Annotated in this window: 14 protein-coding genes and 1 pseudogene; 8 read left to right on the top strand and 7 right to left on the bottom strand. The window is 69.2% G+C overall.

The window, feature by feature from the left end; genetic code table 11:
- Positions 1-58: 58 nt before the first annotated feature.
- The 3 genes from DMH01_RS18190 to DMH01_RS18180 are packed head-to-tail and all read right to left on the bottom strand — an operon-like array spanning position 59 to position 2,744.
- Positions 59-406, bottom strand: coding sequence for a darcynin family protein (locus DMH01_RS18190; protein WP_125678247.1), 348 nt, complete (start codon positions 404-406; stop codon positions 59-61).
- Positions 407-421: 15 nt separating this feature from the next.
- On the bottom strand, positions 422-1,312 hold the full coding sequence (locus tag DMH01_RS18185; protein ID WP_125678245.1) for an SDR family oxidoreductase: 891 nt from the start codon (positions 1,310-1,312) through the stop codon (positions 422-424).
- A 13-nt stretch (positions 1,313-1,325) separates the two neighbouring features.
- A complete protein-coding gene (locus tag DMH01_RS18180) occupies positions 1,326-2,744 on the bottom strand; it encodes an MFS transporter (protein WP_199745559.1) in 1,419 nt (472 codons plus the stop codon).
- Between the two features lie 144 nt (positions 2,745-2,888).
- On the opposite strand from DMH01_RS18180, the gene DMH01_RS18175 reads away from it, so the two are divergent.
- Complete coding sequence (locus DMH01_RS18175; RefSeq protein WP_125678241.1) at positions 2,889-3,842, top strand: LysR family transcriptional regulator; 954 nt, start codon at positions 2,889-2,891, stop codon at positions 3,840-3,842.
- Positions 3,843-3,977: 135 nt separating this feature from the next.
- Positions 3,978-4,409: pseudogene (locus DMH01_RS18170) on the top strand (MgtC/SapB family protein); the annotation flags it as partial.
- A 175-nt stretch (positions 4,410-4,584) separates the two neighbouring features.
- On the opposite strand, the gene DMH01_RS18165 reads toward DMH01_RS18170, so the two are convergent.
- Entirely contained in the window at positions 4,585-5,388 is an 804-nt protein-coding gene (locus DMH01_RS18165) for an alpha/beta fold hydrolase (protein ID WP_125678237.1), read from the bottom strand.
- 76 nt (positions 5,389-5,464) lie between these two features.
- Entirely contained in the window at positions 5,465-8,272 is a 2,808-nt protein-coding gene (locus DMH01_RS18160; protein ID WP_125678235.1) for an aconitate hydratase, read from the bottom strand.
- 386 nt (positions 8,273-8,658) lie between these two features.
- Between DMH01_RS18160 and DMH01_RS18155 the strand changes: the two genes are divergently transcribed.
- The 5 genes from DMH01_RS18155 to DMH01_RS18135 all read left to right on the top strand — a co-directional run bounded on the left by DMH01_RS18155 (position 8,659) and on the right by DMH01_RS18135 (position 13,678).
- The gene (locus tag DMH01_RS18155; protein WP_125678233.1) at positions 8,659-10,014 is read left to right on the top strand and encodes an NlpC/P60 family protein; all 1,356 of its coding nucleotides are present in this window, start codon (positions 8,659-8,661) and stop codon (positions 10,012-10,014) included.
- A gap of 2 nt (positions 10,015-10,016) precedes the next feature.
- Entirely contained in the window at positions 10,017-10,559 is a 543-nt protein-coding gene (locus DMH01_RS18150) for a molybdenum cofactor guanylyltransferase (RefSeq protein WP_125678231.1), read from the top strand.
- Between the two features lie 116 nt (positions 10,560-10,675).
- Positions 10,676-11,746 (top strand): MoxR family ATPase, encoded by a 1,071-nt coding sequence (locus DMH01_RS18145; RefSeq protein ID WP_034306533.1) that lies wholly within the window; start codon positions 10,676-10,678, stop codon positions 11,744-11,746.
- Between the two features lie 70 nt (positions 11,747-11,816).
- Positions 11,817-12,701 carry a DUF58 domain-containing protein gene (locus DMH01_RS18140; protein ID WP_225950060.1) on the top strand — a complete coding sequence of 295 codons (885 nt, stop codon included), beginning with the start codon at positions 11,817-11,819 and terminating at the stop codon, positions 12,699-12,701.
- The gene (locus DMH01_RS18135; RefSeq protein WP_125678229.1) at positions 12,698-13,678 is read left to right on the top strand and encodes a VWA domain-containing protein; all 981 of its coding nucleotides are present in this window, start codon (positions 12,698-12,700) and stop codon (positions 13,676-13,678) included. The genes DMH01_RS18140 and DMH01_RS18135 overlap by 4 nt, the downstream gene beginning before the upstream one ends.
- Positions 13,679-13,750: 72 nt before the next feature.
- Here DMH01_RS18135 and DMH01_RS18130 read toward each other — a convergent pair whose 3' ends face one another.
- Complete coding sequence (locus DMH01_RS18130) at positions 13,751-14,212, bottom strand: tRNA (cytidine(34)-2'-O)-methyltransferase (RefSeq protein ID WP_125678227.1); 462 nt, start codon at positions 14,210-14,212, stop codon at positions 13,751-13,753.
- Between the two features lie 111 nt (positions 14,213-14,323).
- On the opposite strand from DMH01_RS18130, the gene DMH01_RS18125 reads away from it, so the two are divergent.
- Entirely contained in the window at positions 14,324-15,919 is a 1,596-nt protein-coding gene (locus DMH01_RS18125; protein WP_125678225.1) for an alkaline phosphatase, read from the top strand.
- On the opposite strand, the gene DMH01_RS18120 is transcribed toward DMH01_RS18125, so the two are convergent.
- Positions 15,907-16,338, bottom strand: a complete 432-nt coding sequence (locus tag DMH01_RS18120) for a thioesterase family protein (protein WP_125678222.1) — start codon at positions 16,336-16,338, stop codon at positions 15,907-15,909. The two genes, DMH01_RS18125 and DMH01_RS18120, sit on opposite strands and share 13 nt — an antisense overlap.
- Positions 16,339-16,353 lie beyond the last annotated feature (15 nt).

Here is a 16,353-nt window from a genome sequence, read left to right as displayed (position 1 = left end):
CCAGGGCACCGGCTTCGGCGTGGTCGCGGCCGCCGGTGCGCCTGGCTCACCCTCCGTTTCAGACGTTGACGCTCGCGTAGGTGTCCAAACCGTAGTTCGCCGCGTACGCGTTCTCGACCCCGACCAGGAGGTCGACGATCTCGAAGTACCGGTCCCAGAAGGGCGTCTCACGCAGCGCCTCGATGAGCAACTGGTACGAGTGATGGTCTTCCGCTTCCCATACCCACACGTCGGTCACTCGCGCGGAGTAGAACTCCGTGTCGAAGAACCGGGACCGGACCCCTTTCACCTTGCTCTCGATCACCGGGAGGATCTCGGATTTGAAGGCCTTCACACGTTGCTCGACCGTGAGGCCGAGCCACTCCGGTGTGGTCTTCACCAGCATGAACGCGGTCACTTCGGACATGGTGTTCCCTTTCGGTCAGGCGTAGGCGCCGGCTTCGATGTCCTCGGCCAGGCTCGGTCCGTACGGGGTCCACGCGAGGAGTTCTCGGGTGCGCGCGCTGGACGCGGACATGTCGAGCGCGAAGAACCGGCCGACGAAGCCGAAGTGCTCGGTGGCGTTCTCCGGTGCCACGGACACCACCGGAAGGCCGAGCGTGCGCCCGACGGCTTCGGCGATCTCCCGGGTCGTGACGGCTTCTTCCGCGACAGCGTGGAGTAGCGAGCCGGTGGGCGCTCCTTCCAGCGCCAGCCGGACGAGCCGGGCGGCGTCGGTGCGGTGCACGGCGGCCCAGGCCGCGGTGCCGTCGCCGACGTAGCCGGAGACGCCGTGCTTGTGAGCGGCCGCGACGATGGCGGCGAGGAACCCGTGGTCGCCCACGCCGTGCACCGACGGCGCGAACCGGGCACTGATCACCCGCATGCCCTTCTCGGCGTATTCGAGCGCGAGGTTCTCGGCGCCGCCGCGATGGGAATCGGGGCCGACCGCGGGGGAGAGGTCGGTTTCGGTGGCGGGCCGCCCCTTGGCCACGGTGGAGAGGCCCGCGGCGAGAACGAAGGCCCGTCCGGTTCCGGTCAAGCTGTCGGCGAAGGTCTCGACGGCCGCCCGTTCGGCCCGGTTGGATTCGGCGGGGTTGCCCCAGTCGTGTTTGTTCGCCAAATGGATGACGGCGTCGGCCTCTTCGGCGGCCGAGCGAAGGCCGTCGAGATCGTCCAGGTCGCCGCGGCGGACCCGGGCGCCCTTCCGGTCGAGTGTGGCGGCGGAGGCGTCGGACCGGGCGAGACCGGTGACCTCGTGACCGGCGTCGAGCAACTCGTCCACGACGGCCGAGCCGATCCAGCCGGTCGCCCCGGTGACGAATACCTGCATGGGAAAACTCCTTCTACTTGGGGTTACGGGGAAGCCTTGATTGCAGGACGACGAGCGCCCCGAGGATGAGCACGCTGACGCCGATCACCCGGAGGGCGGTGCCCGCGCCGGTGACGAACGCGGAGATCACTTCGGGAGAGCGGCCGGGCGCGGCCGCCAGTGCCTGTGCCACGGTGTGCGGATCGTGATCCGCGCGGATGTCGGGCGGCAGTGCGGCGACGAACCGTCCGGTGAGGACGGTGCCGATGACCGCGACACCGAGCGCGCTGCCGAATTCCCGGGTGGTGGCCTGCAGCCCGGCGCCGACCCCCGCCTGGGCCGGGGGCACCGAACCGGAGATCGCGGCGGACAGGGTCGGAAGTGCCAGCGTGACACCGATCCCGGTCACCACGAGCCAGGCCGCGTAGACCGGGTACGGCGTCGAAGAGTCGCTTGTGGACAGTCCGATGAGACCGCAGCCGCAGAACACGAAGGCGATGGCGACAGTGGCGTCGACGCCGACGCGCTGGACGAGTTTGCCGACGTGCCTCGCGCCGAGGATGACCGGGACGGTCAGCGGGATGATCCCGAGCCCGGTCAGCAGCACACTGAAACCCTTGCCGTACTGGAGAAAGGACGCGTTGACGTAGAACAGCGCGAACATCCCGAAGAAGATCGCGGTCATGCCGAGACAGGCACTGCGCAGTGCGGGCACACGGAACATCCGGGGATCGAGCAGTGGGTGCTCTGCCTTCAGCTCCACGAACGTCCACAGGGCGAAAAGCACGACCGCACTGGCGAAACCGCACAGGACGAGCGGGCTGCCCCAACCCGCTTCGGGGCCCTCGACGATGCCGAGCAGCAGCGCGACCGACGCGCCGACGAGCAGGACGGCGCCGAGCGGACTGAGCGGCCGGTCGTGCCGTGGGGACACCGGTGCGATCCGGGCGGCCAGCGCGAGGAGCACCAGGGAGAGCGGGACGGCGGCCGCGAACAGCCAGCGCCACGATCCGCCTGACAGCACCGCGCCGCCACCGACGTTTCCCAGGACACCGCCGATTCCGGTCATCGAGGCCCAGGTCGCGATGGTCACGCCCTTGCGTTCGGCGGGGACGGCGTGCAGCAGGACGGCGAGCGTGTTGGGCAGCACCGCGGCGGCCCCGATCCCCGTGATCGCCCGGCCCGCCAGCAGGAAAGGCACGTTGGGCGCGAGCGCCGACAGCAGCGCGCCGAGCGCGAACAGCGCCAGCCCGACGAGCAGGACACCCTTGCGGCCGAAGCGGTCGCCCGCCGCTCCGCCGGGGATCACGAGACAGGCGAAGAAGATGACGTAGGTGTCGACGATCCAGATCAGTGCCGACGCGGACGGGTGAAGCTCGCTCGCGGCCAGCATCGGGACGGCGAGATTGATCGCGGCGACCATCCCGACCACGAGCACGACACAGGCGCACATGGCGGTCAGCAGGCCGCGTCGGTCCGCCGCGGCTTCGGGAACGTCGCGGAGTTGAAGTCGGAGTGGCATGCCCACGACGCTATGGGCCAGCCCATTCTTCGCGCCACGCAACTTTGGCAACCCAGAGTTGCGTACGATGCAACAATGGCCGACCAGCTGGACCTCAACCTCTTGCGCGTGTTCGACGCGTTGCTGCGGGAGGGCAGCGTGACGGCGGCGGCCGAACGGCTGCACCTGTCGATCCCCGCGGCCAGCCGGGCGCTGGGCCGGTTGCGGCGGGCGATGGGCGACCCGATCCTGGTACGCGCCGGCCGCGGGATGGTGCCGACGCCGTTCGCGCTCCGGACGGCCCCGCGGGTGCGGTCCCTGCTCGACGAGGCGTCGGCCCTGATCAGCGCCGACCGCGAGCTGGCGATCGGTGATCTCGAACGCACCTTCACCATCCGCATCAACGACGGCGTCGCCGCGACACTGGTGACGGCCGCCGCCGAAGCGACCGCCGCGGTCGCGCCGGGCGTCGTCCTGCGTTTCGTCGCCGAAGGCAGCGAAAGCACCGAGGCCTTGCGAGATGGTTCGGTGGATCTGGACATCGGCGCGGGCGACATCGTCGCGCCCGACATCCGTTCGACGCTGCTGTACCACGAACGAGTGGTCGCGATCGTCAGGGCGGACGGCCCGCTCGGGGATGTGCGCCGCCCGACGCTGAGGCAGCTTTGCCGGTATCCGCACGTTTCCGCTTCACGGCGCGGCCGGGGCAGGGGACCGCTCGACGACGTCCTCGAAGCGGCCGGTCTCCAGCGCCGGGTCGCGGCGGTCGTTCCCACCTCCGCCGTCGCCGCGTTCCTGGTCGCGTCGAGCGACTACGTCGGGCTCGCGCCCCAGCGGCTCGCCGAGCAGTACGGCCGGTCGCTCGGCCTCCGCTGGTTCCCGATCCCCGCGGATCTCCCGCCCATCGAGGTCTGCCAGCTCTGGCACGCGCGACTCGACGCCGACCCGGCCCAGCGCTGGCTCCGTGACACGATCCACTCCGCGCTCGGCTCGTCCGGTGGTAAGGTCCCGAAGGTTGATCAACACCGATCGAGTACGAAAGCGAGGTGAGCGGCACATGCCGGAAGACAGTTCTGGACCGACCGGACGTGGTCGCCGTTCACCCGTGTGCGCGGTGCGCTGACCTTCTCCGGTCTCCTTTCCCTGTCTGGCTTTGTGTACGCACGCCAGAAAAGAGCCGGAATCATGAACACCTTCGAAATGCTGCTCAGGGTCGGCACCGGCGTCGGCCTCGGCGCCGTCATCGGCATCGAGCGCCAGTACCGCGCCCGGATGGCCGGACTCCGCACCAACGCCCTCGTCGCCGTCGGCGCGACCCTCTTCGTCCTGTTGTCCGCCCACGGTTTCGGCGGGCTGGACACCAGCGGTGACGCCGACCCGACGCGCGTCGCCGCCCAGATCGTCTCCGGTATCGGTTTCCTCGGCGCCGGGGTGATCCTGCGGGACGGGCTGAACGTGCGCGGGCTCAACACCGCGGCCACGCTGTGGTGCTCGGCGGCCGTCGGATCCCTTGCGGGAGCGGGACTTTACGTCGTCGCGCTCGCCGGGACCGTGGTGATCGTCGGGGTCAACGTGCTGTTGCGCCCGCTCGGCCGCGTCGTCGACCGCCGCCCGGAGCACCGGGAAGACTGCTCGGAGCAGGAAGACCGCGAGACCGCCTGAAGGTGGGCCCGGCAGCGAACGGCTGGGAGTCGCGAAAGCCACTTTCCCAACGTTGAAGGTTGCGAAAGTGGCTTTCGCAACGTGGGGAACCGCGGCCTGGGGCACGGGCTTCCAGCGTCACCAGGAGGGCTCACGAGCAGGCCAGGAAATCCAGCACTGTCCGGGAGAATTCGGCGGGTTTCTCCAGATTGATCATGTGCGCGACCCCGGGGACGACCAGTTTCCGGGCGTCGCGTGCTTCGCTTTCGATCTGGCAGGCGATGGCGACGATGTCGGAGGAATCCAGATCTCCCACCAAGGTCAGGGTGCGCGGGGTCAGCTCGCCGACGCGTTCGACGGCCCGCAGTTCGTCCATCAGCGTGAAGCCCGACAGCCCGTGCCGTACGACCGTCTGCGTGTACATCTCCTGGCACAGCCGCCGGACCCGCTGATCGACGTCCGCGGGCGTGCGCCGTGGCCCGTCCACCCACATGCGCAGGATGCATTCGATGGCGGCGGGGAGATCGCCCCGCGCACCCGCCTCTTCGAGCTTCTTGGTCTGCTCCAGGACGAAGGGATCCTTCGTCACCATCGCGCTGAGGCCGGTGGCGACGAGCACGAGGGTTTCGACCTGATCCGGGTAGGTCAGCGCGAAGTCGACCGCGATCCGGCCACCACCGGAGAGCCCGACCAGCGACGCGCGGGGGAGTCCCAGCGCGGCCATCAGCTCGCGGAGATCCTCGTAGTGCTTGAACCGCTCCGTCGGTGTGGACGACTCGCCGTGCCCGCGCGCGTCGTACCGGATGGCGGTGTGGTGGCGTCCGAACGCCGTCATCTCCGCGTCCCACATCCGGGAGTCGAGGATCCCGCCGTGCAGCAGGATCACCGGATCGCCCTCACCCCGGATCTCGTACGCCAATTCGCCGTTTTCGACCTGAACTCTCCCCGTGGTCATACCCGCACGGTACCGAAGAACGACGAAGGGCCCCTTTCCCTGAAGTGCGGGGAAAGGGGCCCTTCGTGTGTCGTGCTTACGCCTGGGTCATCTTCCGCAGGACGTACTGCAGGATGCCGCCGTTGCGGTAGTAGTCCGCCTCACCCGGGGTGTCGATGCGGACGTCCGCGTCGAACTCCACCTTGGTGCCGTCGGTCTTCGTCGCGGTGACGTGGACCGTGCGCGGGGTCTCGCCGTCGTTCAGCTTCGTGATGCCCGAGATGTCGAACGTCTCGGTGCCGTCGAGGCCGAGCGACGAGGCCGACTCGCCCGCCGGGAACTGCAGCGGGATGACGCCCATGCCGATCAGGTTCGACCGGTGGATGCGCTCGAACGACTCGGTGATCACCGCGCGCACACCCAGCAGGCGCGTGCCCTTGGCCGCCCAGTCACGGGACGAACCGGAGCCGTACTCCTTGCCGCCCAGGACGACCAGCGGGATGTCCTGCGCCGCGTAGTTCTGCGCCGCGTCGTAGATGAACGCCTGCGGGGCGTCGTCCTGGGTGAAGTCGCGGGTGTAGCCGCCCTGCACGTCGTCCAGCAGCTGGTTGCGCAGCCGGATGTTCGCGAAGGTGCCGCGGATCATGACCTCGTGGTTACCGCGACGCGAGCCGTAGGAGTTGAAGTCCTTCTTCTCCACGCCGTGCTCGGTCAGGTACTGCGCGGCCGGGGTGCCCGGCTTGATCGCGCCGGCGGGGGAGATGTGGTCGGTGGTGACCGAGTCGCCCAGCTTCGCCAGCACGCGCGCGCCGGAGATGTCGGTGACCGGGGCGGGCTCCGCCTGCATGCCCTCGAAGTACGGGGGCTTCCGGACGTAGGTGGACTCGGCGTCCCAGTCGAAGGTCTTGCCCTCGGGGGTGGGCAGGGACTTCCACCGCTCGCCACCGTCGAAGACGTCGGCGTAGTCCTTGGTGAACATCTCCTGCGTGATCGCGTAGTCGATGGTCTCCTGGATCTCCTTGGCCGACGGCCAGATGTCCTTCAGGAAGACGTCGTTGCCGTCGGTGTCCTTGCCGAGCGGCTGGTTCTCGAAGTCGAAGTCCATCGTGCCGGCGAGCGCGTACGCGATGACCAGCGGCGGCGACGCGAGGTAGTTCATCTTCACGTCGGGGTTGATGCGGCCTTCGAAGTTCCGGTTGCCCGAGAGCACCGAAACCGCGGTGAGGTCGTTCTCCTGGATCGCCGCGGAGATCTCGTCGGAGAGCGGGCCGGAGTTGCCGATGCAGGTGGTGCAGCCGTAGCCGACCAGGTGGTAGCCCAGCTTCTCCAGGTACGGCCAGAGGCCGGCCTTGTCGTAGTAGTCGGTGACGACCTGCGAACCCGGTGCCATCGAGGTCTTGACCCACGGCTTGACCGCGAGGCCCTTGTCGACCGCGTTCCTGGCGAGCAGCGCCGCGCCGAGCATGACCGACGGGTTGGAGGTGTTGGTGCAGGAGGTGATCGAGGCGATCACCACGGCGCCGTGGTCGAGGATGAACTCGCCGCGGTCCGACGTGCTGACCTTGACCGGGTTGGTCGGGCGGCCGGTGTGGCCGTTCGCCGCCGACTGGATGTCGACCGCGCCCTCGTCCTTGAACGAGAGGGCGGCCGGGTCGCTGGCCGGGAAGGACTCCTCGACGGCTTCGTCCACGTTGGTGTGCGGGACCTCTTCACCGCCGACGTAGTCGTGGATCGACTTGCGGAACGAGTTCTTCGCGTCGGTGAGCTCGATGCGGTCCTGCGGGCGCTTCGGGCCGGCGATCGACGGGACGACCGTCGACAGGTCCAGCTCGATGTACTCGGAGTACTCCGGCTCGTGCGACGGGTCGTGCCAGAGGCCCTGCTCCTTGGCGTAGGCCTCGACGAGCGCGACCTGCTCCTCGGAGCGGCCGGTGAGCTTGAGGTAGCGGACGGTCTCCTCGTCGATCGGGAAGATCGCCGCGGTGGAGCCGAATTCCGGGCTCATGTTGCCGATGGTGGCGCGGTTGGCCAGCGGCACCGCGCCGACGCTCTCGCCGTAGAACTCGACGAACTTGCTGACCACACCATGCTTGCGCAGCATCTCGGTGATGGTGAGCACGACGTCGGTGGCGGTCACGCCGGTCGGGATCTCGCCGGTGAGCTTGAAGCCCACGACGCGCGGGATGAGCATGGAGACCGGCTGGCCCAGCATGGCGGCCTCGGCCTCGATGCCGCCGACGCCCCAGCCCAGCACGCCGAGGCCGTTGACCATGGTGGTGTGCGAGTCGGTGCCGACGCAGGAGTCGGGGTACGCCTGGCCGTTGCGGGACATGACCGTGCGCGCGAGGTGCTCGATGTTGACCTGGTGCACGATGCCGGTGCCCGGCGGGACGACCTTGAACTCGTCGAAGGCGCCCTGGCCCCAGCGCAGGAACTGGTAGCGCTCGCGGTTGCGCTCGTACTCGATCTCGACGTTGCGCTCGAAGGCGTCGGCGCGGCCGAAGACGTCGATGATCACGGAGTGGTCGATGACCAGCTCGGCGGGGGCGAGCGGGTTGACCTTGTCCGGGTCGCCGCCGAGGTCGGTGACGGCCTCGCGCATGGTGGCGAGGTCGACGACGCAGGGCACGCCGGTGAAGTCCTGCATGATCACGCGGGCGGGCGTGAACTGGATCTCGATCGACGGGTCGGCCTTGGCGTCCCAGTTGCCGAGCGCGCGGATGTGGTCGGCGGTGATGTTCGCGCCGTCCTCGGTCCGCAGCAGGTTCTCGAGCAGGATCTTCAGGCTGTAGGGAAGGCGCTGGGAGCCCTCGACCTTGTTCAGGCGGAACACCTCGTACGAGGCGTCGCCCACCTTCAGCGTGTCTTTGGCGCCGAAGCTGTCCTTGCTGGCGGGTGCGGTCACTTCTAACTCCAGTGGCGGGTCAGTTCGGTGAGTTCTCCAGGCCGTTCGGGTCGGCCGGGAGCGAGTCTTGCGCACCCCCACCGTAGGTCCGGACGCGGGATGGCACACCTCGTTCGTCTCCTCAAACAGTACGCCCGTCCTTTTTTAAATTCAAGTCGCCCCCCGGTTCCGGACTCTTCCCGCTCACTTTGCCTGGCAAGCCGACACGCGGGTCACGAAGGTCTCATCCACCTGCGGCCGTTCGAGTGACGAAACGTTCGTCTGTTCGTCCCCCGTTGAGGGGAAATGGTGCCTACGGTGTGTAAGTTCCTGGTGGTGCTTCTGGTAATGCTGTGACGGCAGTGGCACAGTGAGGTCGTTGTTCAAGATCGGGAGGTGGGTGGATCGTGCGTGGTGAAGCCGGGTCTGGGGCCGTCGCTCGCCGTGGCATGACCATCGGCGCGCTCGGCATCGCCCTGTTGCTGGGGGTGACGGGCACGGCCGTCGCGGTTCCGCCGCCTCCGCCGAACCCCAGCGACTCCGAAATCAACTCCAGCAAGGCCGAGGCCAACGCCAAGGCGGGTGACGTCGGCAGGCTCACGAACCAGCTGGCCCAGGCCGAGTCGAAGCTCGCCCAGCTCAACGACGACGTCGAGCTGAAGATGGAAGAGGCCAACAAGGCGAGGGTCGACGCGGAGACCGCGCAGGACGAAGCCGCGCAGGCCGATCGCGACGCGAAGTCCGCGCGCACCGAATCCGACGCGGCGCAGGCCGCCATCGACAAGGCCCGCGCCGACCTCGACCGGTTCGCCGCCGCCAGCTTCCAGCAGGGCAGCACGATCGGCTCGGTTTCGGCGTACCTGACGGCCAACAGCCCGAAGGAACTGCTCGGCCGCGCCCAGATGCTCGACGCGGTCGGCGGCAGCAGGCTCAACGCGCTCGACACGATGAAGCGGGCGCAGACGGACAAGTCCAACAAGGACGCGACCGCGCGCAAGAAGCTGGAGATCGCGCAGGAGCGCAAGCGCGCGGCCGAGGCGGCCAAACACGAGGCCGACAACGCCCAAAGCGCCGCGCAGCACGCGCAGGACACCCAGGCCGCGCAGAACGAGAAGCTCGAAGCCGACAAGACGAGCGTCGAGAAGCAGCTCTTCGAAGCGCAGCAGAAGGTCAGCGGCCTGCAGGGGCAGCGGCAGCGCTACGAGGACTGGAAGGCGCAGAAGGCCCGCGAGGACGAGGAACGTGCCCGTCAGGCCGCTCTCGCCGCGTCGAGGCCCAGCCCCGGTCAAGGCGGAGGCGGCCGTCCGGCCGGCAGGCCCGTCCAGTCGGCCCCCGCCGGAGCGAGCGTCGAAGCCGTCGTCCGGCGGGCGCTGTCGCAGCTCGGAGTGGTGTACGCCTGGGGCGGTGGCAACACGTCCGGCCCGACGCGCGGTATCCGCGACGGTGGCACGGCGGACCGCTACGGCGATTACAACAAGATCGGCTTCGACTGCTCGGGCCTGATGATCTACGCGTTCGCCGGGGTGAAGTCGCTCCCGCACTACAGCGGCTACCAGTACAACGCCGGGCGGAAGGTGCCGCTCTCGCAGATGCGTCGCGGCGACATGCTCTTCTGGGGCGGCAGCGCGCGGGGCATCCACCACGTCGCGATGTACCTCGGGAACGGGCAGATGGTCGAGGCGCCGCAGTCCGGTCTGCGGGTCCGCATCGCGCCGGTGCGCTACGGCGGCATCATGCCGTACGCGACCCGCTTGATCGGCTAGACATGGCGTACGCGGGGATCGTGCTGGCGGGCGGCGCCGCGCGTCGCCTGTCCGGTGTGGACAAACCCGCGCTCCCCGTGGGCGGGAAACCGTTGCTGGCCAGGGCTCTGGCCGCGCTCGCGGACGCGGATCCGGTGATCGTCGTCGGCCCGGAACGGCCGGGATTCGGCGACGTCGTCTGGACCAGGGAGTCCTCGCCGGGAACGGGGCCGGTGGCCGCGCTGGCCGCCGGGCTCGCGTTGGTGCGCACCGAGTTGGTCGTGGTGCTGGCCGGTGATCTCGCGGGCGTCCGGAAGTCCACTGTGGACCGGCTGCTGGCCGGGCTCGGCACGGCTTCGGGTGCGGTGTTGGTCGACGCCTCGGGGGAGCGGCAGTGGCTGCTCGGCGCCTGGCGTGCGCAGGCACTGCGCTCGGCTTTGCCGGAGACGGTGGAGAACGCGTCGCTGCGACGGACGCTGGGCGGGCTGGAGATCGTCGAAGTGCCCGAGGAACCGGGCGAAAGCGACGACATCGACACGCCGGAAGATCTGGACCGGCTCTCCTAGAGCTTCACAGCCGTCATACCGCTGATCGGGTTGGCTACCGTCACGAACGGCTGTGTCACCGACCACTACGGTCACATCCGGACGCACACACGCAAGCGGGGAACACAGGAGGCACAGTGACCGAGCCCGGCTACGCCGACGGCGCGCAGCAGCAGCCCGGAACGCCGGCGCGGGACGCCCAGTTGCTGGAGCGGACCGTGTTCGAGGTCAAGCGGATCATCGTCGGCCAGGACAGGCTGGTCGAGCGGATGCTGGTCGGCCTGCTCGCCAGGGGACACCTCCTGCTCGAAGGCGTTCCCGGTGTCGCGAAGACCCTCGCCGTCGAGACCTTCGCGCGCGTGGTCGGCGGCTCGTTCTCGCGGGTGCAGTTCACCCCGGACCTGGTCCCCGCCGACATCCTCGGCACCCGGATCTACCGCCAGGGCGCCGAGCGGTTCGACGTCGAACTCGGCCCGGTCGTGGCGAACTTCGTGCTCGCCGACGAGATCAACCGCGCGCCGGCGAAGGTGCAGTCGGCGATGCTCGAGGTGATGGCCGAGCGGCACGTGTCGATCGGCGGCCAGACCTTCCCGATGCCCGACCCGTTCTTGGTGCTCGCCACGCAGAACCCGATCGAGAACGAGGGTGTGTACCCGCTGCCCGAGGCGCAGCGTGACCGCTTCCTGTTCAAGATCGTCGTCGAGTACCCGACGGCCGAGGAGGAGCGGGAGATCATCTACCGGATGGGTGTCACCCCGCCCACCCCGCAAGAGGTGCTGACCCCGGCCGAACTGGTCCGCCTGCAGAACGTCGCTTCGCAGGTCTTCGTGCACCACGCGCTGGTCGACTACGTCGTCCGGCTCGTGCTCACCACCCGTACTCCGAACGACCACGGCCTCGCCGACGTCGCGGGCTGGGTGTCCTATGGCGCCTCGCCGCGGGCCAGCCTCGGCATCATCGCCGCGGCCCGCGCGCTGGCGCTGGTCCGCGGCCGGGACTACGTGCTGCCGCAGGACGTCGTCGACGTCGTTCCCGACGTGCTGCGTCACCGGCTGGTGCTGTCCTACGACGCGCTGGCCGACGGTGTCCCGATCGACCACATCATCACGCGGGTGCTGCAGACCGTGCCGTTGCCGCAGGTATCGGCCCGTCCGCAGGGCGGCGCCGGACAGGGCGGCCCGGTCCCGGCCGGCGCACCGGTCAGGTAGGGAAGCGAGCGTGAAGAACGAGAAGGGCGAACGTCCTTCCTGGGCTCCGCCGGTACTCCGCGGGGAGCGGATGGAGGCGGGCCTGCGCACGCTCGAACTCGACGTGCGCCGCCGTCTCGACGGCCTGCTGCAGGGAAACCACCTCGGCCTGGTGCCGGGGCCCGGTTCGGAACCGGGGGAGGCCAGGCCATACCAGCCCGGTGACGACGTCCGCCGGATGGACTGGGCGGTCACCGCGCGGACGACGAGCCCGCATATCCGGGAGACCGTCGCCGACCGCGAACTGGAGACGTGGCTGGTGGCGGACGTGTCCGCGAGTCTCGACTTCGGCACCGCGCTGTGCGAGAAGCGCGACCTGGTCGTCTGCGCGACGGCCGCGGTCGCCCACCTGACCGGCGGTGGCGGCAACCGGATCGGCGCGCTCGTCTCCAACGGCGCGGGCAGCATCACGCGGATCCCGGCGCGCGGCGGGCTTCCGCACGCGCGGGGGCTGGTCCGCAAGATCGCCGAGACCCCGCGCGCCGAGGAAGGTGTCCGCGGGGATCTCGCCGCGGCACTGGAAAAGCTGCGTCGTCCGCCCCGCCGTCGCGGGCTGGCCGTCGTGATCTCCGACTTCCTCGGCGACACCGAATGGCAGCGGCCGTTGCGCGCGCTCGGCGGGCACCACGATCTCATCGCCATCGAAGTCCTCGACCCGCGCGACATCGACCTGCCCGACGTGGGCACCGTCGTGCTGGCCGACCCGGAGACAGGGAAACAGCGCGAAGTGCACGCTTCGGCCTTGCTGCGCAAGGAATTCGGCGCCGCGGCGCACGCACACCGGCAGGAGGTCGCGGCCGCGCTGCGCCGGGCCGGTGCCGCGCATCTGGTGCTGCGCACCGATTCGGACTGGATCGCGGACATGGTCCGGTTCGTGGTGGCCCGCAAGCGCCGCTGGTCCGGTGGTGTCGCGTGAGCCTCACCGGATTCGCCTCGCCGTGGTGGTTCCTGCTGCTGCTGGCGGTCGCCGCGGTGGCCGTGGGCTACGTGCTTTCCCAGCGCGCGCGGCGCAAGCGCACCATGCGGTTCGCCAACCTGGAACTGCTGGAGAAGGTCGCGCCGAAGAGCCAGGGGTGGGTGCGGCACGTTCCCGCCATCCTGATCGTGCTGTCGCTGCTGGTGCTCACCGTCGCGCTCGCCGGGCCGACGGCCGAGCAGAAGGTGCCCCGGAATCGGGCCACCGTGATGCTGGTGATCGACACCTCGCTGTCGATGGAAGCGACCGACGTCGCCCCGACGCGGCTGAAGGCGGCCCAGGAGTCGGCGCGGTCCTTCGCGCAGAACATGACCCCGGGCGTGAACCTCGGGCTGATCTCCTTCGCGGGGACGGCGACCGTGCTGGTCGCGCCGACCACCGACCGCGGCGGCGTGGTGAAGGCGATCGACAATCTCAAGCTGGCGCAGTCGACGGCCACCGGTGAAGGGATTTTCGCCGCGTTGCAGTCGATCGAGAGCTTCTCGGCGATCGTCGGCGGCGCGGAAGGCCCGCCTCCCGCCCGGATCGTCCTGATGAGTGACGGCAAGCAGACCGTTCCGGACGACCTGTACGCCCCGCGAGGCGGCTACACGGCGGCCCAGGCGGCGAAGCAGGCTCAGGTGCCGATCTCGTCGATCGCGTTCGGGACCACACACGGTTCGGTCGACATCGACGGCAAACCGCAGGACGTGAAGGTCGACGTCGAGTCGCTGGAGGAGATCGCGCGGCTTTCGGGCGGCGACTTCTACAAGGCGGCCAGCGCCGAAGAGCTGAAACGCGTGTACGACGACCTCGGCGAGCAGATCGGGTACGAACTCAAGGACGCCGACGCGAGCCGGCCTTGGGTGATTCTCGGGACCTTGGTGTTGATGATCGGGGCGGCGGCTTCGCTCTTCTTGGGGCAACGACTTCCGTAGACGCTGCAATGAAGGGGCCTTTCATAGCGAAATTTGCTATGAAAGGCCCCTTCATTGCAGTGGGGGTGCGTCTCAGGGAGTCGCGAAGCCGTTCTGGCGCCAAGCCTCGTAGACGCTGATCGCCGCGGTGTTCGACAGGTTCAGCGACCGGCTCGTCGGCAGCATCGGCAGCCGCACCCGGTCCGTGACCTGGGCGGACTCCTGCACCTCCACGGGCAGCCCGGCCGACTCCGGCCCGAACATCAGGACGTCCCCGGGCTCGTACGCGACGTCGGTGTGCAGCCGCGTCGCCGAAGCGCTGAACGCGAAGACCCGGGCGGGCAGCAAGGCCGCCCAAGCCGCGTCGAGGTCCGCGTGCACGTGGACGCGCGCGAGGTCGTGGTAGTCGAGCCCGGCTCGCCGCAACTGCTTGTCCTCCAGGGTGAAACCGAGCGGCTCCACCAGGTGGAGCTCACAGCCGGTGTTCGCGGTCAAGCGGATCGCGTTACCCGTGTTGGGCGGGATTTCGGGGCGGTAGAACAGGATGCGGAACACGAGGGTTGATCGTCTTTCGTTCACGGGCGCTTCGCCTGAGCGCGGCCGGGCGGCCATCAAGCCGGACGAGCATGAGGCCCGCCCGTGACCATCCCACCACAGGAGGGCTTCATGCCTTCGCTCCCTCACCCCCTGTCGCGGCGTCGCTTCCTCGGTTATGGCTCCGCCGGCGCGGCCGCCGTCCTGCTGGGGACCGGTGCCTGGAACGCCGCCGGCGCGATGCCGCTCGCCAGCGGTGCCGGTAACCCGTTCACCCTCGGTGTCGCGTCGGGCGACCCGTTGCCCGGCGGTGTCGTGCTCTGGACCAGGCTCGCGCCGAAGCCCTACGAGGCCGACGGCTTCGGCGGTATGCCGCGGACGCCGGTCCGTGTCGAGTACGAAGTGTCGCTCGACGAGCGCTTCCGCGCCGTGATCCGCCGCGGATCCGTGGTCGCCACGCCCGAACTCGGTCACTCCGTGCACCCCGAGATCCACGGTCTCGCGCCGGACCACGAGTACTTCTACCGCTTCCGCACGGGCGGCGAGATCTCTCCCGTCGGCCGCACCCGGACGGCGCCGGTCGCGTGGTCGTCGCCGCGCGAGCTGAACTTCGCGTTCGCGTCCTGCCAGAGCTGGGAGGCCGGGCACTTCACCGCGTACGAGCACATGGCGGCGGAGGACCTCGACCTGGTCGTGCACCTGGGCGACTACCTCTACGAAAGCGGTGTCACCGGGGTCGGCCGCGGAACGCCGGTCGGGTCGCAGTTCAAGGGCGAGACCTTCGACCTGGCCCGCTACCGGCTTCAGTACGCGCTCTACAAGTCCGAAGCGCCGCTGATGGCCGCGCACGCCGCCTTCCCGTGGATCCACGTCAACGACGACCACGAGGTGGAGAACAACTGGGCGGGCGACATCTCGCAGATCGACAAGGAACCGGACCAGGATCGCGCGGTGTTCCGGCAGCGGCGCGCCGAGGCGTTCCAGGCGATGTACGAGCACCTGCCGTACCGCATCGCGCAGCTGCCGAAGGGGCCGGACGCGCGTCTTCACCGGCGGCTGAGCTACGGCACGCTGGCCGACTTCACCATGCTCGACACCCGCCAGTACCGCGACGACCAGCCGTGCGGTGACGGCCAGTCGGCGAACTGCACCGAACGGTTCGACGAGAACCGCACCCTGCTCGGCTCCGAGCAGCGGAACTGGCTGCTCGACGGCTTCTCCCGGTCTCGCGCGCGGTGGCAGATCCTCGGCAACCAGGCGCCGATGGGCCAGACCGACACCGACGCGGGCGAGGCGACGAACGTCTACCTCGACCCGTGGGACGGCTACGTCGCCGACCGCGACCGCGTGCTCGCCGCCGCGCAGGACCGCGGGGTGCGGAACCTGGTGGTCATCACCGGCGACAGGCACCAGAACTACGCCTGGGACCTCAAGCGCGACTTCACCGACCCGGATTCGCCCACTGTGGCGAGCGAGTTCGTCGGGACGTCGATCACCAGCGGCGGCAACGGCGCCGACATGACGCCCGGCGGTGAGAACCTGCTGAAGGCCAACCCGCACATGAAGTTCTTCAACGGCCAGCGCGGGTACGTCCGGGTCAACGTCAACCGGCAGCGCTGGCGGAGCGACTTCCGGGTGGTTCCGTTCGTCAACACCCCGGGCGCGCCGATCAGCACGCGCGCCAGCTACGTCGTCGAAGACCGGCGGCCCGGCGTTCAGTCCGCCTGAGCGGGCAGGAGGGCGGCGTACACCTCGCGCACCGACGCGGGTGGCGCCGCCTTCTCGAGCGTCTTCGGGTCGACGAAGACGTACCGGGTCTTCACTTCGGTGCACAGGTCGCCGTCGCGAGTGATCTCGAAGTCGATGACCAGCGAGGTTGTGCCGAGGTGTTCCAGATACACGGCCACGACCAGTTCGTCGTCGTAGCGGCAGGCCGCGCGATAGCGGAGGTTGGACTCGGCGACGACGACGTCGACCCCGCGGGCCAGCGCTTCCTGGTGCGAGCCGAAGAGGGCTTTCTCCACTTCGAACATGGCCATGTCGACGTAGGCGAGGTAGTTCGCGTTGAAGACGATGCCCTGCCCGTCGCATTCGTGGTAGCGCACGCGCAGCGGCATTTCGACGATCGGTTTCCGTGGCTCTGTCACGGATTCCAACCTAGG

The sequence above is a fragment of the Amycolatopsis sp. WAC 04182 genome (assembly GCF_003947465.1).
In the GTDB taxonomy this organism is placed as follows: Bacteria; Actinomycetota; Actinomycetes; order Mycobacteriales; family Pseudonocardiaceae; genus Amycolatopsis.
Note: the sequence above shows the minus strand (reverse complement) of the source record. Positions and strands in the feature narration are given on the sequence as shown.